Origin of the sequence: Sphingobacterium sp. 40-24 (assembly GCF_001899705.1) — a bacterium.
GTDB lineage: Bacteria > Bacteroidota > Bacteroidia > Sphingobacteriales > Sphingobacteriaceae > Sphingobacterium > Sphingobacterium multivorum.
Genome location: NZ_MKWH01000067.1, coordinates 1 through 20,028, shown reverse-complemented (window position 1 = coordinate 20,028; position 20,028 = coordinate 1). Strand labels below are relative to the sequence as shown.

General features: G+C 38.0%; 19 protein-coding genes. 6 read left to right on the top strand and 13 right to left on the bottom strand.

Annotation, left to right across the window (positions count from 1 at the left end):
• Nucleotides 1-2 precede the first annotated feature (2 nt).
• From BGP15_RS25300 to BGP15_RS25290, 3 genes are read right to left on the bottom strand one after another with little or no spacing between them, the layout of a single operon-like run.
• Entirely contained in the window at nucleotides 3-1,352 is a 1,350-nt protein-coding gene (locus BGP15_RS25300) for a RagB/SusD family nutrient uptake outer membrane protein (RefSeq protein ID WP_286771029.1), read from the bottom strand.
• A gap of 4 nt (nucleotides 1,353-1,356) precedes the next feature.
• Nucleotides 1,357-4,671, bottom strand: a complete 3,315-nt coding sequence (locus BGP15_RS25295) for a SusC/RagA family TonB-linked outer membrane protein (protein WP_286771028.1) — start codon at nucleotides 4,669-4,671, stop codon at nucleotides 1,357-1,359.
• Between the two features lies 1 nt (nucleotide 4,672).
• Nucleotides 4,673-5,026: a hypothetical protein gene (locus BGP15_RS25290; protein WP_286771027.1), complete on the bottom strand. Its 354-nt coding sequence runs from the start codon at nucleotides 5,024-5,026 to the stop codon at nucleotides 4,673-4,675.
• A gap of 556 nt (nucleotides 5,027-5,582) precedes the next feature.
• Here BGP15_RS25290 and BGP15_RS25285 point away from each other — a divergent pair.
• On the top strand, nucleotides 5,583-5,858 hold the full coding sequence (locus BGP15_RS25285) for a helix-turn-helix domain-containing protein (RefSeq protein WP_286771026.1): 276 nt from the start codon (nucleotides 5,583-5,585) through the stop codon (nucleotides 5,856-5,858).
• 4 nt (nucleotides 5,859-5,862) lie between these two features.
• Here the strand turns inward: BGP15_RS25285 and BGP15_RS25280 are convergent, their stop codons facing one another.
• The 3 genes from BGP15_RS25280 to BGP15_RS25270 form a co-directional block, all read right to left on the bottom strand.
• Nucleotides 5,863-6,732: a HEPN domain-containing protein gene (locus BGP15_RS25280; protein WP_286771025.1), complete on the bottom strand. Its 870-nt coding sequence runs from the start codon at nucleotides 6,730-6,732 to the stop codon at nucleotides 5,863-5,865.
• Nucleotides 6,733-7,326: 594 nt separating this feature from the next.
• Nucleotides 7,327-8,247 carry a hypothetical protein gene (locus tag BGP15_RS25275; RefSeq protein ID WP_286771024.1) on the bottom strand — a complete coding sequence of 307 codons (921 nt, stop codon included), beginning with the start codon at nucleotides 8,245-8,247 and terminating at the stop codon, nucleotides 7,327-7,329.
• 67 nt (nucleotides 8,248-8,314) lie between these two features.
• On the bottom strand, nucleotides 8,315-8,950 hold the full coding sequence (locus BGP15_RS25270) for a hypothetical protein (RefSeq protein WP_286771023.1): 636 nt from the start codon (nucleotides 8,948-8,950) through the stop codon (nucleotides 8,315-8,317).
• 998 nt (nucleotides 8,951-9,948) lie between these two features.
• Between BGP15_RS25270 and BGP15_RS25265 the strand changes: the two genes are divergently transcribed.
• A complete protein-coding gene (locus BGP15_RS25265) occupies nucleotides 9,949-10,095 on the top strand; it encodes a hypothetical protein (protein WP_286771022.1) in 147 nt (48 codons plus the stop codon).
• 100 nt (nucleotides 10,096-10,195) lie between these two features.
• On the opposite strand, the gene BGP15_RS25260 is transcribed toward BGP15_RS25265, so the two are convergent.
• Both BGP15_RS25260 and BGP15_RS25255 read right to left on the bottom strand, forming a co-directional pair.
• A complete protein-coding gene (locus BGP15_RS25260) occupies nucleotides 10,196-11,341 on the bottom strand; it encodes a hypothetical protein (protein WP_286771021.1) in 1,146 nt (381 codons plus the stop codon).
• Nucleotides 11,338-11,901 carry a hypothetical protein gene (locus tag BGP15_RS25255; protein ID WP_286771020.1) on the bottom strand — a complete coding sequence of 188 codons (564 nt, stop codon included), beginning with the start codon at nucleotides 11,899-11,901 and terminating at the stop codon, nucleotides 11,338-11,340. Before BGP15_RS25255 ends, BGP15_RS25260 begins: the two co-directional genes overlap by 4 nt.
• A gap of 566 nt (nucleotides 11,902-12,467) precedes the next feature.
• Here BGP15_RS25255 and BGP15_RS25250 point away from each other — a divergent pair.
• Nucleotides 12,468-12,854 (top strand): hypothetical protein, encoded by a 387-nt coding sequence (locus BGP15_RS25250; protein ID WP_286771019.1) that lies wholly within the window; start codon nucleotides 12,468-12,470, stop codon nucleotides 12,852-12,854.
• 7 nt (nucleotides 12,855-12,861) lie between these two features.
• Here the strand turns inward: BGP15_RS25250 and BGP15_RS25245 are convergent, their stop codons facing one another.
• The 3 genes from BGP15_RS25245 to BGP15_RS25235 form a co-directional block, all read right to left on the bottom strand.
• Nucleotides 12,862-13,353 carry a DinB family protein gene (locus BGP15_RS25245; protein WP_286771018.1) on the bottom strand — a complete coding sequence of 164 codons (492 nt, stop codon included), beginning with the start codon at nucleotides 13,351-13,353 and terminating at the stop codon, nucleotides 12,862-12,864.
• Between the two features lie 32 nt (nucleotides 13,354-13,385).
• The gene (locus BGP15_RS25240) at nucleotides 13,386-13,763 is read right to left on the bottom strand and encodes a DUF7674 family protein (protein WP_286771017.1); all 378 of its coding nucleotides are present in this window, start codon (nucleotides 13,761-13,763) and stop codon (nucleotides 13,386-13,388) included.
• A 73-nt stretch (nucleotides 13,764-13,836) separates the two neighbouring features.
• The gene (locus tag BGP15_RS25235) at nucleotides 13,837-14,202 is read right to left on the bottom strand and encodes a hypothetical protein (protein ID WP_286771016.1); all 366 of its coding nucleotides are present in this window, start codon (nucleotides 14,200-14,202) and stop codon (nucleotides 13,837-13,839) included.
• Nucleotides 14,203-14,215: 13 nt separating this feature from the next.
• On the opposite strand from BGP15_RS25235, the gene BGP15_RS25230 reads away from it, so the two are divergent.
• Nucleotides 14,216-14,893: a hypothetical protein gene (locus BGP15_RS25230; protein ID WP_286771015.1), complete on the top strand. Its 678-nt coding sequence runs from the start codon at nucleotides 14,216-14,218 to the stop codon at nucleotides 14,891-14,893.
• Nucleotides 14,894-15,094: 201 nt separating this feature from the next.
• Here the strand turns inward: BGP15_RS25230 and BGP15_RS25225 are convergent, their stop codons facing one another.
• Complete coding sequence (locus tag BGP15_RS25225; protein ID WP_286771014.1) at nucleotides 15,095-15,511, bottom strand: SMI1/KNR4 family protein; 417 nt, start codon at nucleotides 15,509-15,511, stop codon at nucleotides 15,095-15,097.
• 248 nt (nucleotides 15,512-15,759) lie between these two features.
• Between BGP15_RS25225 and BGP15_RS25220 the strand changes: the two genes are divergently transcribed.
• Nucleotides 15,760-16,470, top strand: coding sequence for a hypothetical protein (locus BGP15_RS25220; RefSeq protein ID WP_286771013.1), 711 nt, complete (start codon nucleotides 15,760-15,762; stop codon nucleotides 16,468-16,470).
• Nucleotides 16,471-16,841: 371 nt separating this feature from the next.
• Here the strand turns inward: BGP15_RS25220 and BGP15_RS25215 are convergent, their stop codons facing one another.
• A complete protein-coding gene (locus tag BGP15_RS25215) occupies nucleotides 16,842-18,911 on the bottom strand; it encodes a hypothetical protein (RefSeq protein ID WP_286771012.1) in 2,070 nt (689 codons plus the stop codon).
• Between the two features lie 353 nt (nucleotides 18,912-19,264).
• Between BGP15_RS25215 and BGP15_RS25210 the strand changes: the two genes are divergently transcribed.
• Nucleotides 19,265-19,774 carry a GtrA family protein gene (locus BGP15_RS25210; RefSeq protein ID WP_286771011.1) on the top strand — a complete coding sequence of 170 codons (510 nt, stop codon included), beginning with the start codon at nucleotides 19,265-19,267 and terminating at the stop codon, nucleotides 19,772-19,774.
• Nucleotides 19,775-20,028: the final 254 nt, after the last annotated feature.

Here is a 20,028-nt window from a genome sequence, read left to right as displayed (position 1 = left end):
GGCTATCTCTGATTTTGTGTCATCCCCGACAGGTCAATGACGGTTTTGGGTATTTTGATCGCGTATTTTAATGAATTAGGTTCCAATATATATGTCCTGCCTTCAATTATCCGCTTTAAGGTGGTCGAGGAACTGGCATCTAGGTTTAACCTTTTGAGGTCGGCCCACCGTCTACCTCTAAAAGCCAACTCTTTGCGCCGCTCCTGAAGAATAATTTTTAACAAGCGATCTGGATTGGTTTCTGTGATCGGGGAAAACGAATTCTTGGACCAGCGTTTATTTAACAGCGTATTTAAGGAACTCAATGCTTCCTCTATTTTCCCGAGCCTTACTGCTGCCTCAGTGCGGATCAGTAGGGTCTCACCTGTCGTCAGTCCGACAAATATACCAGTATCGCTTCCATCGTACGATCCTTTGAACAGGTGGCTACCATCAGCTTCCGGAGCAGCCTGAAAGAAAACAATCTTTCGAAGATCCCCCTCATTGTAGAGGGCCAACAATCCTGTATCCACACGTGCGGAATACTGGCTCAGGGCCCCGGCCAGCGTTGTGGAGGCCGGAAAGATCACTTCTGAATTAAACCTGGAAATGGGCTGCGAGCTACCGGGGGCAAGATCATTAAAATCCAATAGATAATTTTTGACCTCGAGTGCCGAACCGGCATAATTAAATGCATGTTGAAAGTCGCTCATATCAAGATATACACGTGCTAGACCAGCATAAGCAGCCGCTTTTGTAGGGCGGCCCAACTTTGTTTCCGTAGCGGGCAATAGGGTTATCGCCTTCTTATAATCATCTACAATACGGTTATAGGTATCCTCCAAGCTAGCCCTTGAAGAGACTCCACCTAGTTCAGGATCAAGTTTGAGCGGTATACCAGGCGCCTGTGCTCCTTTCCCGGCCTCATAAGGCGGTGCATAGACTACTGCGAGCTGATGAAACGCAAAAGCCCTAAAGAAATAAGCTCCACCCTCAACTCTCCGGTAGTCTGCATCCGCGCTTTTGCTGGCAATATCCGCAAGGATTTTGAGAACCTGGTTAGCCTGATAAATTGCTTTGTAGGCACTTTGCCACTGCATGGAAGACATAATGTCATCGTCTGCCCATATATAAGTCTGTTTTTCATCCGCATCGGAGAGTGATTGCCAACTGGCTGTACTGAGATAGGAATCGTCCGAAGCGATCTGACCCCAGGTCGGATACACAGTGTTCATTGTCGAGTAATCGTTCAGCAATAGATCTGCATGCGTAAGGGTCTTTGGTACCACCATTTTTTGATTCGGCTTTTTGTCCAGAAACTCATTGCATGAGCTGAGTAAAAGCATAATGGATAATAATAGATAAATTTTCATAAGTCTAAAAACTACAGTTAAAACCTAGGGAATACGTACGCGGCAATGGAATATTGGTTCCGAAATCCGGGTCTACCCCCCATTTATTGGCACGCCAGAGCGTGCAGATATTTTGCACATAAGCATACAACCTTGCATTTTTTACAGGCAATTTTGCCATCATGGGCAGTTGCCAGCTCAGTTGGATGTCTTTCCATTTGATCTGGCTGGCAGAACTAACCAGCGCGGACGAGGCGCGGTAGAAATCCGACGAATACAATGCATTGGGATAATTGAACGCAGGTACATCTGTCCGGAGCTCATCGCCCGGATTCTGCCACCGCAGCGCATAATCTGCGTGACCAATTCCCTGATCAATAAAGGATTGATTGTCGAACGATTTCCGAATAAATTTATGTCCCAGCTGGTACCCGATATTAAAAGATAGCTCAAAGTCTTTCAGGTTAAATGTATTTCGGAATGAGCCAAAATACAGAGGAACCCTACTTCCATGGTTGTCCACATCCTCGATTTTGGAGTCGTACACGATAGCAGCATAATCTTTAGAGACCTCCCCTTTGACAATCCCCTGCGGTGCACCCGTTGCTGGGTCGAGCCCCGCCCAGGGGAAAGTCAGCAGGCTATAGAGATCCATACCCTCGATGGGGGTCGCCAAGGAAGCACCGATCCCTGCTATATAGTTCCGCGCCACATTGTTGCTAATATAAGATCTGGTCACCTTAGTCCTATTGTAGGAAAAAACCAGATTGGTCATCCAGCTGAACTGCTGCTTTTTGATATTAGTGAAATTGAGCATAACATCCACTCCCCTACCGTCGAGGTTACCACTGTTGATAGTGAGGGATGCAAAGCCCGTGGTCGGATCAACTTCACCTGCAGCGATGAGGTCTTTAGGCCTTTTGATATAGTATTCTATTGCGCCGGACAATCGGCTTTTGAGCATGCTAAAGTCGAGACCAAAATTCCACATACCCACGCGCTCCCATCGGAGTTTGGGATTTGGTGGCGACTGGATACTGGCATAGCTCTGTCCGGTCATATAATGGGGGGATGTCGACAGATAAATGATCGGATAGGCAGCGACACTGTTATTCACATTACCATTATAGCCATAGGTAGCGCGGAGCTTGAGCAAGTCTATGGCTTTATTTTTTAGGAACTGCTCCGCTGATAAAAGCCATGAGGCCCCAAGGGACCAGAATGGCTGCCCCTTGTCATTGGACTTTACGCCAAAAATATTGGAAGCATCCTTCCTGACGCTTGCGCTGAGGGTATATCTATCTTTATAAGCATATGCCGCATTAGAAAAATAAGAGACATACCTGTTTTCATAGGCCTCGATCTGGCTGGCATCGATCAGGGCTGTAGAGCCGGCGATTCCATTTAGATAAGGTACTCTTTTACCGTATTCGACAGGTTGAAAGGTAAGATACTCAGGATCATAACCATAGAACACAGAGGAGATCATATCACTGGAAACCATGCGGAATTCCGCTCCTGCGATAGCATCTAAGCGGTGCTTACCTTTCCATTCCCTGTTCCAATTCATCTGTATACGGCCCTGCTGTGATTTATTGGTTCGGTGAAGCTTATTCAGATAGTCCCCGACGGGATAATGAAAAGTCACCCCCTCCCCGTTCCATGCGGTATGGTAATTAAGCCATTCGCGCTGCTGTACAGATCCGATACCCCGCCAGGACTCCGTTGGCTGATAGGCTCGCAGATAGGAGTACAACATGCTCAGCTTTAGCGAGGGCAGCAATTGGTAATTTAGTGAGACATTGGCAAAAGTTTCACGTACGGAAGTATTCTGATGGGTCTGACCGAGCTCGTTGAGGGGGTAGTAATCCCAGTTGAGCAATCTTCCACCTGCAACTGTATCCCTAAATATCGGGTTGAGTGCTATGGCATCCACTTCCAGCGGATTTCCCTTTTCGTCTGCGAGCCGCAGGTAAGGATAATTGCGTACCATCATATTATATCCCATTGGAATATAACTCTGCTTGTTATGAGACTCGGTATAGGTAAGTCCGAGGTCAATGGTCAGGTTCTTCACTGGATTGAGCTGCGTATTATTTTTTGCTGTGAACCTATCGTAGGAAGAAGTAATCAGGTTATCCAGATTTTTATCATAGCCGAAGGAAAACGAAGTGTTGAGCTTCTCCCCACCGCCGCGCATCTGCAGGTTGTATTGCTGCGCCACAGAAGGGCGGTACATATAGGTTAGATAGTCCTTTCTGACATCTACATTGCGCAGCATATCCAGTTCACTTTTCAGTTCATCCGATGTTATGCTATTTTCTTTGAATTTTTTAAGCAATTGGATTACAGGTGTCATACTGCCGTTATACCTTTTGATACGTGATGTCCAATAGCCCTTGTCAAAGAGCAATTGCTCCAGATCAATATAATCCGAACTTTCCATCTGTGGGGCATAATATAGATCCGGTTTCTCCCCGATGGTAACATTGGAATTAAAATCTATCTGGAAAGGCTGATTATATTTCCCCCGTTTTGTGGTGATGACGATCACACCATTGCCGGACTGTGCACCCCAGATGGAAGAAGCTGATGCATCCTTCAGTACCGTTACATTTAGGATATCATTGGGATTGATATTCATAAAGTTGCCATTGAGCAGATCAAAATTATTGGGGTAAGGAACGCCGTCGATAACGACCAGGGGCCAGCTTTCGGAATTCATTGTACTCACTCCGCGAACATTAATATTGAGCAATCGCCCTTTATTTTCTGAAAAGAATTTCGTGCTCGAGATGCTAGGCACGACATCCTCCAGCCGGCTCACAAAATCGGTAGATACCTTGCGATTGAGCAGTTTATTATCGACGAATTCGAAGCTACCTGTCGCCCTTTCCTTGGGGATCTTTTGGTAACCCGTGGAGACGACCTCCACTTCCTCCAATTGATTCTCTACAGGTATCATCTTTATCGTTAATGATACTCCGGCGGAGTATTCGGCTTCAATGGGCTTGTAGCCTATGTAAGTAAATTTTACCGTCCCGTTTCTATGTTTAACCGGAAGAGTAAAACTACCATCCTTGTAGGATGATGTCCGTTGCTTCTGGGCCTCTGCACGTACCGATACACCCTGCAAGGGCTTTCCATCTGTAGCAGAGACCACAGTACCCTGTAGTACGAAATTATATAGCCCATCGGCCCCGCTGTTCTTGCGGGGCGTCTGAGCTGATAAACTAAACATAGAAACAATAATATAGAAGATAGCAAGTACCGTGATCTTTAGTATTTGAATATATAGCAGTGTGCTGCTATTGGATTGTAGTTTTAATTTTTTCATCATTTCAGGAATTGGTATTGGATGAGGATACGCGCCGAAAAAAATCGGAAATTTCCTTGGGTGCCTTTAGCTCTTCTTTGCTAGTTTCGAAAACTTCTGAAAGAGATAGTGGAGTCAAATCCAAATTGCTCACATGTGCTATTAGATAAGCAGCGAGAGCTTTCAATAAGGCTAGTGAGAATCCAGAAAGCTGTTCTGAATTTACTTTTGATTGAAGTTCAATAAGATTGTCTCTGATTAGGCCAATTGAATATTGTTTCCAAAAAGCTTCGGTGTCTTTTAATGGGTCATAATCAGATTCATGAACGTGATAAAGCGTTCTTTCTAAAGCGAGATTGTAATTGCATTTGGGTTTCATTTTTTAAGTTTTTAGGGCATAACTTTAAGCAAAATGATCCCATTACGTTAAATTAACGCATATGATGGTCCCTTTGAAAAAAAGTTACGCGTGGTAAATAAAATGGTGTATCAAATGCGGTTATAAAACAATTACACGGAGATTAATAGAAACGATACCGCACCAGTAAAAAAAATATCAGGCTTTTTATAGACTGATTTATTCCTCTCCAAACCAGAATTCGAAAAGGAATAATTATTTAAAAACTATTCCGGAGGACATTTTTTTAGAATCAATGGATCCTTAAAAAATATCCCCTTGATATATGTTAAATAGAAAAGGAACCTCCCTTGCTCAATGGTTGAGCGTGAGAAACTACGCGACCATATTCTTATATAAATAAGGGAGGCCCTTTCTAAATATTTTCTGTATTCTTTTAAGCTTATAATGTTCATTCGTCTTGGTTTTCAGTTTCTCACGCTGTTACCGATGAATGACTATACAAATATAAGAAAAAACAACATAATTATTCCAAATTTGGTATAATAAAATTATTATTTTAAATGTCTATTTGTTTATGGCTGAGCAGTACATAGACAAGGAAAGTTTAGAAATTATTAGGGAAAAACTTTGGGCTATTTCAAATAAAAAAGAAATTACCCTTGAGGATATCCAAGATCGTACTGGATTTAGTTACAGCCAAGTTTATCGAATTGTACGCGGAAGTAACAATATGTCGGTAAGTGGCTTCATCGCGATTTGCAAAGCATTAGAAATCCAACCATCTGAAATATTTGATTTCAAGATCAAAATTCCCAAACATCTGCCATTAAGAAAAAACAGAAAATCCTAGATCTTTAAAGTTGCGAAACACGCTCTTCACAAAGTCTAGTCACCACATCTTCTAGTTTATCAACTCTACTAATTAATTTTTTCAAATCATCGGGATCAATAAAGTAATCATCTTTATATCGAGCGTCGATGTAAGCATTATTTAGGATTTTAAACAACCTATTTTCTTCGCTATCTGTTCGTGGGTATCTAAAAACATTGTAAAGGTCTTGTGATATGTGTTTGGCATATTTACGATATGCCCTAATCCGGTGAGTCTTGGGTTTATATCCTGTATAGACCAATAAAACTCCTCCGTAAAATTTTTCCGCGGTTTGATTTAGAATGAAAACCACCTCATTTAAGGGGAGTTTGTCTGCTTGAAATTCTTCATACAATAATTTCGTGGCCTTTAAAAACCTTGAGCCACTTTTCACCCATTTATTAAAATCCTCAATAGCAAGTTGTTTCAGCTGTTCGTTAGTCAAAGGCTTACTTTCAACAAATGTATATTCTCCACTATCATAGAGCGTGATCCCCTCTTTGACAATATCGCTGAAAAAGTATTGACCTCTCTCTAAACCACTGTTGATATAGGAAATTGAATGTACAATCGCGCTTACCTCATTTTTAAACTTCCCTGTACGATTATCAATCTTACTCGCAATCTCAACTTCTTCACCTTTTTCCTTGTCACATAGAACCACCAAAATATCGTAATCGCTAATATAGGTATAGGTTGTTCCTTTATCGATGTACTCATCCTCTACCCACTTGCCAGTGGCGTGACTTCCAAACAAAATTACCTTAGCCGGATTTGTGATTTCGCAGATAATCTCTACAATTTCAGTTAATTCGTCTTGTTTATGTTTTGGTAACTGAGACAGTTGGTTCATAGGGTAAATTTACGAAAATTATGACAGAATTGCTCCCGACGGAATAAGGAACATTCCTATAATAGTTATAATCAAACAAATTATTACTATTATACTTAGAAACACAAATTGAATCCCTCCATTTTTATAAGTAAATAACAAAGTGTGAAGAGCAGCGATAGCTAAACTTACGAGCATGAGCCAATTCCATACGGCTATAATGGTAGAAGCTTGATCAACCTTATCAACAACACCATAAATCATTTTCGTTCTAAACGTAAGTGTTACAAGAAATAAAAATATTCCGAAAAGAAGGTTATACGTATAAAATGTATTTGGTTTTTCAATCATGTCTGTTAGTGTTTTAGAACTGATTTTATATTTATATGTCAGGGTATGACTATCAATCATATGAAATTTCAAATTCACCGTCCTTTTTGCATCTATAATACTACTAATATATCTAATAACAGATGTAGGAATTTCTCCTTTATAGAAATACTCGTCCGAAAATTAGTTCTTATCACACGTTATCACCTAAAACTAACATCGCTTTTGCCACACTCGCAGTAATATCATCATACTCTTCGTGTCGATATTTATTCCTTACATCCATTATAGTGATTCATTATGTAAAGCTTGTTTTATCTTATTTAATACACCAACATGTGTTGTCAATCCTGACTTAATCGCATTTAGCATCAGCTTTGAATTTTCTGAGAGTCTTTCCAGTTTCAAAAGTGATATTTCTAAATTTAACAATAAGTTATGTAAGTATGCATATTTTCCATCTAACTTGATGAAATCTTGTGTGACAAAATTTTCCTTCAAAATACTTACCATCTTTGCAGAAGAAAAAGAGGTAATTGAATGATAGCTATCCACATACTGGTCGTAATTTATTTTAAAATCGTCAAGACTTTGAAAAATTAATTTATCAAAATCTTGATCATATCTCAGCCTTTCTATTTCAAAAAGTAAACGGTGCAATGCAACATCAAACTCTCGAGAATTTTGAATATAATTCGATCTGTAAAAATTATTCCATTCGACAAACTCTTCATACATTCGATCGATAAGTTTAATGGAATTCAAAAATTGAAGAGATGTTTTTTGATCAAAGTTTTTGTCAATCTCGCTTAAATTAAACCTAAGTAGAGCCTGTATATAGTCGTTTACCATAACAGCTACAGATAAGCTTTTCAATTTTTCAAAAGATGATTTATCTATCAACCCTTCAAGGGTCATCAAATGTATTTCAATATTAAAAATTGACTTAGTAATCAGATCTTTAAAAATTTCGGTTTTTGTTGTAATTGTAGCATTCCTTTGATTTTCCTCCTCCAAAAGCATTTCCATTTTATCTTTTTCGTATCGAGCCAAATCATCTAACCTATTTTTCGCATTTGTTTTACGATCTAAATGAGTAATAATTAATGTAATAAAAATAGGGATTGCAATTGCCAAAGATGGCATAATAAAATCTTTCCAATTTTCTCGTGAAAGAAAAAATTCTCTAGTTAATTCTATGTTCATTAAATAAGTCTAACAAATATCCACAACAAAAAAATTTAGATGTGCCATTCAAGAATGGCACATCTAATTATCCAATCTCCTTTAATTCGATTTCAACTGTAGTTATAACCTCGCTGCATCGTTGTAACACATATTGAATCCTTTCATCGGAAAAAGAAATCGGCTTGTTATAGGAATGTTCGAGTGTATTATAAACAAATACTCTTACAGCAGACGGACTGCTGGCCTTCATCTTCCTCGCTATCCAATATTGTTCGATAGGTAATCGTAAAGTGCTGCCAAAGTCAAATTCCCTATCTGTTAAAACAACTCCAACAGGATTTCCATTTAAATCTTTAAATATTGCGCAACTATGGCCACCAATCATATGCCCATCCTTCACTCTTAAATTAATCTCAGAGAAATTGAGGACACAAGTAAGACCTTCTTGCACTAGAAATGTATAGAAATTATACAATACAACTTGGCACAATTCTCTCCTCTTACGATTCGTTTTGTTATCTTTGAAAGAATCTCGCAACCTGATTTCAAGAAGTACCTTTGCATCATTATAATCAACTATTCCTTTTGCAAGCGAATAACACACTTCATGTGTCACTTTATTAAAACCACCTTTAATAATGGTGTTCTGTTGTAACATTTGCGCCATCCCTTTCGGATTCTCCTGTGCAAAATCTAGCTGTCTACATGACAATTTCATCACAACCTCCTTTTCTACAATATTCTACCATCAAATTTGCTGCAATTCTGGCATGCAGACTCCTCCCATTTCCTCCAAAACCTAGTTTTGAAAGATCCGTTGTATTCTCACGAATCATCTTAGAATAATATGAGTTAAGAGGTCACTAAACTCATTAAATTAGGGGAGCCAAACCAATTGTCATTTTTTTTAATAAATTATTACGAGTTAGCGTAAATATTTACTTTTGAAAAATCAAATATGAGACGGGCTTGGACCTGTCCCAAAGATCTAAAAGCCACACGCCCATGTGGCTTTTATCTTTCTACAACAAATATCAATGATTTTCTTTCGATGCGGTAGTTTGACTTTTCAACATTTTGGGCAAAAATTTATCAGAGAATGCGTTTGCTGCATATTATTGATTGTAAGTTGTTGATTTTCTTAATTTTGTAAATGTGGATAACTTTAAATTCAGTAATTTTACATTATTTCGACTAATAAATATCCCATCACAAAACAGTCATTTTCAATCATTTGAATATTTGAAATATAATAATTTTTTCTACTTTTGCACCACTCTACTGGAAAGGGGGGTCTTTCTTTAAAATTTATTTGTTTCTACCGATTTGGTCTTTACGAATCTTAGGTATAAACCAAATGATATATGGCAAAACACTTGTCAAATGATGGTACAGTGACATCCTTTAATCGGGCCCCAAAACAACTTTTCATCTTAGCTCCTCCTCCTTACTTCCAAGATAACACCTCAGTTTACTTTCGTTACCTTGTAATTCCCTCGGAATATTGAAGGTGATTTGAAATGTTTCAATCATATTTCAAAGTTCCTATTATGGAACTGATAGTGCAAGACATTGTGATTGTCGTTGCCTACAAGGACAACTTAAATTCATCCGAAAATGTGATGAAGCTAGGATATCATTGATGATTATTTACACTCTACGGGTTGCCATAAAAAACGCTCTTTATCTAACTGTATTTTAGATAAAAACATTTTTTATATGGAAACAATTAAAGCAATCAAACCGGGGCCAAAGCCAAACAAACCAGATGGCACTCCCGACAAAAGACGACGGGTTACTCCCGAAACGAAACCCAAACATCCGGATTTGAAACCGCACAAGCACAAACCGGGGGATTCGAAGTAAAATAAAGAAGGGATTCAGCTGCTTTGTAGCTGAATCCATTACTTCTAGACCGCAATATTGATAGATCTTCGAAAGAGCACAATAGTGTACATTCCTTTGACTACGGCATAAGAGGTTCTATTCCAAAGTAAAATCTATAATTTCTTGTCTCTATACTACAGCCATTGGTAATCACACATTGTAGAACAAGCCAACCACCTGCCCCCCTAGAACTGACCTGCACATAATTCCCACTGGCAGTCCAAGATACGATCGGGCTCCCAGCCGATTTAGAAACTAAAGACCAAGAATAACTCGTTTGACCGGCCGATTCATAATTATTAAGATTCATGCTACCTTCGTACTTGACATTACCAGTACCTTGTAGCACTTTAAATGTTTCATAATCATAAGCCTCTAAATGATCTAAGTTTTCAAATCCTATTACAGTGCTGCCCCCTACCATTATATTTTTATCATATATTCTTCCATTTACAGCCGATCTCAATTTGACAGTGCCATTTGCTGTACCAATTCGAGTTACTTTCCACTGATTGTTGCCCAATGCCGTAAGTGTCGCAACGTTAGTCGCATTTTCAAGTGTTACTATACCTGGGTTGACAATAGTATAAATATCTTCGGCACATGTCTGCGCTGGGCCAGTAATAATAGAAGTAAAATATACATCTATTTTAGACATTTCACCCCATTCGGAACAATTTGATGCTTTTCCTGCCACCATAATCGACCTCAGCTGCGTATCATTTATGTTCAAATTGATTGTTGGTGCTGTTGTGATAGTTTGAATTCCTGTGTTTGTCGTCCACAAAAATGAAGCAGCAGGAAAATTCGGATTGACAATATTGGCTGTATAAGTTTTAGTTCCCGTAAAATTACCCGGGATTTCCTTATCGCCACTGATATTGTATCGAGATGCAGTCTTGACTTTAACATCCAAATCTTTATAAGTGGATCCACCTGATGTCCCGCCTGTTCCAAAGGTTTCGTACTGAACACGGAGCCTCCATTTACCTTCATCAGTTATATTTCTATTCCATCTAACAACTACAGTATTTGTATTTTGGCTAACAATCGTCCCATCCACCACAGACCATAGGAAATAGTTATTAAACGAAGCCCCGCTAAATGAATATTGATAGTTAACTTCTGGACAAGGATTCGCTTCCCCTGATATAATTTGCCCGATTAGTTTATTTGAACAAAGGACAAATAAGAATAATATTATAAGGTTTATTTTAGTTTTCATTTTTCAATTAATTTAGGTGACCACTTTTCAAATTCTCCATCTCTTGCATCTTTAGAAAAGATTTTATGCATGTAAATCTTCCCGTACTCTCTCAATGTAATCTCTTGACTACTATAAGATCTTTTACCTGATTCCGCATCTGCATCCAAAATCACAGCGATTAAATACTTTCCGGGACGATAATCTTGCAACTGAATTCCAGAGCTTTTTGTGATATTCTCTGTTTTCACTTCTGTATTTGTTTTCGTATCAACTGCTATTCCTTTAAGTGCCTGATCTACATCTTTTATGGCAAGGGTCTTATCATCACTAGGCCACATAATAATTGTCGCTTTAACCGGCGATACATAAAATTTTTGCCAAGGATTATATTTAATTGCACTGGTCCGAACGTGAACGACCGACATTTTTTCAGGGATTCCCATAAATGGATTTTGAGGCTGTTGATATAAACTATCTAAACCAATGCCTTCTTCCTGAATAAAGGGCTCATCTACCCTTTTTGAACAACCTGATAAGATTGAAATTAAAATTGGGAGTAATAAAAATTTACTTTTCATGTTATTTATTATTAATGATTAAACTCGATTAACTTGCCACCTCAACAAATGATAATTCTATTATTGATTAAATGACATTCTATTTTTTTTAAGAATCCTCTTTCTAACGCCAAGATTTCGCTTATAGACAGATTACTTTTATCTGTCAAGCTGTTTTTAATTAAATTGTGTTTTGCCATATTTTTTCCTTTTAAGTATATAGCAAAAGTAGGCTGGCTTACGCTGCAATTTGAGGAAAAGAAGGGGTAAGTAAGCGGTAGTGAGGAGATACCGAAAAGTCGGGAGGGGGGGCTCCCGTAAAACTATAAGGAAACTGTAAAATTTGCGAAATACTTGAAATAAGACCTGTCAAAATGATTTGGTATGATGAACTATTACAGCTATATTAGTATAGCCGGTTAAATAAATAGCATTTAGCCAAGCGTCCTAATTTAATTGGGGCGCTTTATTGTTTTTTAGCCCCTATATAAATTCAATACCATAAATGTTTAAGCCTGTTCGACGATCATTTTTGAGTATTTGAAGAAAAGGGCAGTCTTATTGGATTAAAATAGAACTAAATCAATATGGATCATTTAGAATCGATACCATTATGGACATTAGTAGCTAACATCAAACAGGAAATTAGCTATGGCCAAGGAAAATTGCAAACCCGATATGGCACGAAACAGTTTAGCCCGGGCACCAAAGTGTATATTATCGATTGGTATGCTGGGATGTGCCAAGATATTACCGTAATCGGCTTGTCCAGAGATACGAAAAAATTAATTACCATCGTTATACGGGCTGAATGGGTCGAAAACTTCCGCGTCAAGTTATGCTACGACTCTAAAGTCTGCTCAAAAATAAAAGCATACTTTGATAAGGAGGAAACTGGAATGCAATCATATACAGAGAAATTCATCAATGATATGTTTATCGGTATACCTCAATGGAATGAACCCCGGCCTTAGCACTGGTTTATTCTTTCACCTGAGATACCCATTTCGGAGCACGATCAATAGTCTGTCTAAGGTATAAATTCAATTGTGCAACATGATGCTGAATATGCCGCACATTATACAATAGAATCTCAAGGCAAGAAAAGTTTTTAGATTCGTTGATCCAACGTGCATTCATTCTGCTCGGTGTGAGTTCTTCTATATGCGTTCTAGCTTTTTGTCTGCAGTACTCCAAATACGCAAGAATTTCTGACCTGGTATATGTCCGGTCCGGTTTTTTGCCCTTTGGATCAAATTCTGAAAATGTAAACGGTTTTGGTGGTTCAAATTTATTAGGTTCTACAGATAAATAATAATCTGTCCAAAAGAGACAGTGGAAAGACATGTACCAAAAATCTAATGCGGTGTCCCAATGTTCATCGGGGCACATATGGATCGCGTTTTCGAGCATGTCTAAACTAGCTCCAAACTGGCTCCAAAGTGCGTCTTTTATCATAATTGAATCTTGCATATTTGATTTTTTAATCAGCGCCGCGATGTTTCTTATTTATTCAAAAAATTCTTTACCTCATCATTAACTGGAGAATTATTGTAATTATCTATAGCAGTATAGGCTTCACCTAAATGCTGTTCTAACCGTTTTTTTAGATGGGGGTTTTCAGAAAAATCCAATTTACCCAAAAAACTTAGATAAATGGCATTTTGAACCCGCTTATCAACTAAAGGCAAATTCTTCGTTAAAAAATTTACCATAGCACCAAACTTATCCCCGTCATTTTTAGCTATCGCTTCCTGCATAAATCGCTTGAAACTGCCCATTTGAAAGGTAATAGACGCCCTGTAATCTTCATCTAAAAGCTCCTCCTTCAAACTCGGAAACAAATCGATCAATTCCTTAATAAATAAATCTTGGTCTTTCATCATTATTATATTGGAACAACTTCCTTACTTTCTTCCCTCCTTAAATCAATAGATCTTGAATGCGATGATAAAATTAGCGTTTAATATAATCCCTATATTCTTCCTGAATCATTCCTGCAGAAATATATCTATGAGAAGATGCTTTATAGCTGAATGTGGCAAATTCTAACGCATCAACGATTGAAGGAAAAGTATGAATTACGCCAAAAGGTTCATCAGAATCAATCAATGAAAACGCATAGATATCCATGAAATCTTCATTCCCCTCATCAAAGCATTCAAAATAGGCTACAGAAAAACTTTCATCGTTTTCCTTATCAATACTTAACCATTTAAGAATGGTATAATCATCTTCCTGGACATCATCCAGCCACTGCTCTACAGATTTTCCCAGTGTAAGCCTTGTTCTGATTTGATCGTCTGTTAAATACTGTATCATAAATAAAAACCTGATGTATGAATTTAGTAAATTGTACTATGGAAAAGAAATCATTTTGGCATCGTCTTTTAAACCATTGGATAGATTTATGAAAGTATACATTTTAATACCATTTTTATTTTTCATCATAGCATGCCAAAGCAATGAGCAAAAACAGGTACCAGTCAAAATCCAAAAACAAGCATTTGACTATACAGTTGTTGAAGATGATTATGCTAAAATTTTGGATGCTGTAATTGCCTATAACTCCATTTCAAATGAAGTAGCTAAAACTAATAGACCAATGGCCTATATTCACAAATGGTTCATCAAGGACTCCCTATATAATGCCTACGACAAAGACTTTATGCCCGGCGGCCTGAGGATCCAAAAATTGCTGGGCTTAGTAGGCCATAGCCAGCTGGACTCTACAGGCTACCTCAATCAGGTCAAAGGAAGGGATACTGTACTTATTCCACTACACATAAAAAAGAAATATAACGTGGCATACCATAAAAAAACAGAAACGACCGAGCAATTTCTGTCAAGATATACATTTCACTTGCCTATCATGTCGCATGATCACAAAAAAGCATTTGTATCGTTAGACTACGTATGCGGAGCACTTTGCGGTCAGGGTTATGATTTTATCCTAGAAAAAATTAATGGAAAGTGGAAGGTGATAAAACGCGACTATACATGGATATCTTAGATAGTCAATCCTATGCATATACCGAACAAATAAAAATAGTACTTTCTACATTTTCTCAACGTTGTGCTCCCAAGATCTGGAAGGAATCCGAGAGGACATTATTTTTATGGTCAAAATTGTTCGAAATCACTGATCATGGATTTCCGAAATAATATGATATAAGCCACCGTAATATCTAACCTCACCCTTAATCAATAGATCCTATCTTGATCTCGAATAATATAGATTTTCTAAAAATTCGGAAAATGAATTTCCGCAAAAATCAATATAATCAGTTTTAAAATTGGATATTAAACCAAATGAATGAAATGTCATTTTCACCTTGTGGAATGCATAACCGGTATCTGCAGCATCCATACCGAATAAAAAATAGTCTGGAATTTGCTCCATTAGTAAGATGTAGCTTTCATTTATCTCCTGAAGCTCCTCTAAAGGAAACAGTCTTAACCAGCTATTGTCTCCTACCTCTCCCTCACTCCCATTGAATTCCTTCAAAATCGAAATATAATCATCTGGAAGATTAAAGCCGAGATCCCTCTGTACCTGATTGATCAACTCGGCGGATACCGCTGATCCCTTGGTAAAATCACCCAAATACAACGCTTTTGGACTATCCATAGTGACTTATTTTTCACAAATTTAAATTTTATACCTCAAACTAGCGATAATGTAGCATTAGAATATGTGTGTAGATGACTTGATGGTTAGCATAGCGAATTTTCCCTCAGTTTTGAAATAAATATCGTAATAAATATACTGCGCAAGTACCCTGCGTATCTTTAGAATATATTTGTTTAGTTTTAGTTGTTTTAAATCCAACAGCTAAAACTAAACAACAGTAAAACGAGAATTTGCAATTATAGCATATGACACTTGAAGAATTAACACTTGAAATTTTTGCGGAAAGGGCATTGACGTATTTTGACAGTAAACACCTGGTTGTCTGGGCCGTCAACGTTTTAACCTTAGGCTATGAGAGTGAAAACCTCTATATATTAGCTGGTTTGGATAACGTTTCTACGGAAGAACGCGAAATCTATTTTTGGAAATCTATTGCTGATCTAAAATTAGATATAGCAAAAAGCGAAGAGGACTTAATAGAAAACTATGCCCTAACAATCGCAAAAAAAGCAATAAGAAAAGAGGTCAGTATAGAATATGCTTTCAGCCAAATGCGGAAAATTGTGTCCGCGAGCGGATACAACTACAGGTATATAGCCTTTTATGAAATTGACGAGGATCTCGATTATTTGAAATATGACAATTCAACCCTATTTAATAACGGACTTACGCTTGAAAATTCAAAAGAATTCATCTTAGAGGAAATGAAAATCTTCGTCGAAATGGAAAGCTTAAATATCCCCCGAGAACAACGTGAAAAATGCTATTGCGAGACTTGTAAAAACCTTAATAGCCCAATAACTAAAAATAAATTTCAGCTTAAAAAACCATTTAGATATACAGTTTGGGCTTGCGGGATATGTGGTTCAGATAAGCTTAAATACAACAGCAATCATAATGTTAAAAGAAGGATAATAGAACAGTCAAAAAAAGAATCAGGCTTAACTGATCTTTAGGTTCTCAACTTTCGGATTCCAGTTCTGACAATGCGGATCGAATTGACTTTTTTAATCCAATTTATGCCAACTTATCGCTAAGTCGTGAAGAGCTACAACGAATTTTTAAACGACCACTATGACAAAGTACTTTTCCGAAATATTAACCAATGAAAAGATTAACGATAAACATATTGACTTTCGAGATGTGTTCCTGGAGCGACTGTTGTATAGGCACAATCTAAAAAGGTCGAAGTAAGAGGAATAAGGACTCAGCCATATGCTGATAGCTGAGTCTTTATTCTTTAAAATCTAAACGAACGCCCTTTATCTTGAATCACATGGATTTAAGCAAGGATATTCCTCCTATTGCTCAAGGTCTGTCCGTATTGCTATACAACTAAAATACCAGCAATCCTCATCTTGGATTTCAGATCACGAAGTTCTGTCAATATACCCTGCACCTCGGACTGCATGTAGGTTGAACCTGGTGCAGCCGCCGTGTCTGCTGACGAATTAGCTTTAATCATATTTACGATACCAAAGGGTTTCCAAGTACCGGGAGTACCTCCAACTTGGCACTGCCAGCCCATCGACTGACCATCCACAACATTGAGATTGTATACGATATCTCCCTTTACCCAAGTACCGTCGGTTGGAACGGCCGATAAATAACTGATCTGCGGTGGTCGCACACCATTGGTAAAGAAATAACGGACGGTGTCGTTCGTTTCGACCAAAAGCCAGCCTCGATCCGTAGCTTTGAGCTTTAATCTTTGTTTTACATTAAGGACGATATCCTGTGTATTGATACTATTAGCGTTATCCCATTTATCACCCGTACTCAGCTTGATATTTTTATAGACCGCATCGCCATTCGAGATTTTAAACTCCTGTCCGACGTATTGTGAGCTCAAGGGCAATGTAAACCCAATATTGTTTTTCAATAATAAGTCCGTACCAAAATAATTGACTGCTGAAGTTGCCGCGGTGGTCGTTCCTACTTCTAAAGGCACATCCTTGAAGGTAACATTACCTTTAAAATTATGGGCAGCATTACAGACTAATGGCGAGCCAAAAGTTGTTCTATTGTCTGCATCAACATACATATTCATATTTTCAATTTCCTGACTAGGATTATAAATATAAACAGCTGTAAACGTGAGTGGAGTTGGTCTGGTATCCCTGATCTTAGCATTCAGTGTCAGATTGCCATTTGGGAAATTGACCGTACCTACTCCGCCATATACGAGTACAGCGCTCTTAAAATAATTAGCAGCGTGTTGTTTGGTTCCACAATCCTGGATATAAATATCGACTTCGTACAAGGGTGCATAAGCTGGATTTTGCGAGTGGTACATAAGTCCCGGTCCTCCCGGAAGGAATACCTGTCCGCTGTACCTAACGATGCCATTGCATTTGTGAGCCCAGTCATAGGTATGTCCGGTACCTACAATACCCAATCCTCCCCTAGTGCCATCTTGCCCATCCCGGACAGAGGTATGGTTGACGATGGTAATATCTATATTCTTTTCCGCTTCATTGACATAGGTGCCTAATGTTACCAATACACCATAACCATTGTTATCTCTGGTAATGGGACTATCGATATAGAGGCCTTCTATTCTTTCCTCTGCTTTAGAATTTGGCTCGATATCGATACCAGCCATCGGATAGGTACCTTTGGCTCCTTCACATACTGGCCGGATAAGTTTAAGGTTTATACCATTTATACAAGATATCCCATTTCTTCGGGCGTTGTAAGTTTTGACATCTATCAATGAAATATTGGTCGGTCTATTGGTTGATGTACTTCCGATATAAAATCCATCCCCACCCCCACCGATAGTTTTGAGACCTTCTATTGTTACGTTTTTGCCTGTATCGATCTGGATAATGTGGTTATCCTCACCAGTGGTTTTTACCAGTGCTTGAAAAAAGGCTCCATAAGCATTGATATGAACTGTATCTGCACCGATCCCGACAAGCTTTTCATTTAATCCCATATCGGTGCGACCAAGGAGATAAGAACCAGGCGATAACATAAGCGATACGTTATCGACATCAATTCGAAATGCAGAAGTAGAATACTTACCATTGATATAGCCCGTCGTTCTGCTCCTGGAAACGTAATTGATAAAGTGAACGATCTGCTGTTTATTGTCTGTCCCTGTAAAAGAAACTTCGTCTCCATCATCGACGGCTCCGAAATGCCGGAGATCCAGATCTTGCTCCATAACCATCAGCCTGATCGTTCCACTTATGATAAAACTACCACCATCGTCTACCAAACTTTCCTGGGAAACAATATACTGTACTGGATACGGTGTATCTCCTTTTTCATAATACCCTACTAATTCTACACCCGAGTAGCAGCCGCTTTCCAATGCGACGATTTCACAGGCAGATAGGTTACGCATATCTGCCATCGTGTTCTTCATTAAAAATTGATTTGTTATCATGTTTTTGCTTTTATATGTATAGCAAAATTAGGTAGGCTTGCACCGCAATCTGAGGAAAAGAAGGGGTATGTAAGCGGTAGTGAGGAGATACCGAAAAGTTGGAGTTGCCTTTCGCAAATCTGTATTATGTGTAGGAATGCGTTGAATTACCTACGACACCCAAAATGAGAGGGGATCTGGAGACAGTCATTCTATGTCAACTAAAAAGGGCCATTTATATCTTTTTATATAAGCCCCACTTTGTCTAAATAATATTGATTGTTTTTATTTAGCTTCACTTTGGTATAAAAGGAAAATTATTAAAATAAAACGCTAGTATTGCATCTGTCTAAAAAGACAGCTCGAAATAATATATGATTTTGTTAAGAAAACTTCATTTAGTCGCTAAAGATCTAATAATAAAAATATTGGATTACATCCATAAAATTTTATTTCATTTTATACCAATCAAAACATTTAGGTATGCAAGTTGTGGTGGTGGAGTGGCTGCACTAAACATCTTTATTTATTTCATATCGTATAATTTTATCTTTAGAAAGAAAATTATACAATTTACAGAAGCATTAGCGGTAACTCCGCATATTGCAGCTTTTATAGTGGCTTTCCTGATTACCTTTCCCTTGGGATTTTATTTGAATATGTATGTTGTCTTTAGTCAACAAGCAAATCGTAAAAGGAGGATACATCTGTTCAGATATTTTCTCGTTGTATTGCTATGTATTGTCTTAAATTATATCTGTATCAAATTCTTTGTTGAAAAACTTCATTTCTATCCGACTCCTTCCGCGTTACTTACGACGCTATTAGTTTCTGTTTTCAGCTATGTATTGCAACAGGTTTTTTCATTTAGAAAGAAAATATAGTCAATTAAATATCAGGTTAGCATCATAAAAAAGCGTTGCCAAGATGAGAGATAAAATAAATCCGATTTTTTGCTTACACTCTTTAGCTGTTCCGCAAATAAGAATTATAACGACTGGGTTAATACCAGAAAAAGTTGAGGAAAGAAGTTGAAAAAGCAAATAGAAAACATAAATAGGTATTGTAATTTGATCTGGGCTATTAAAATTTCTGTCTTTTTTTGGATCTTTTGTTTCTCATCCTGCGCTATCATCAT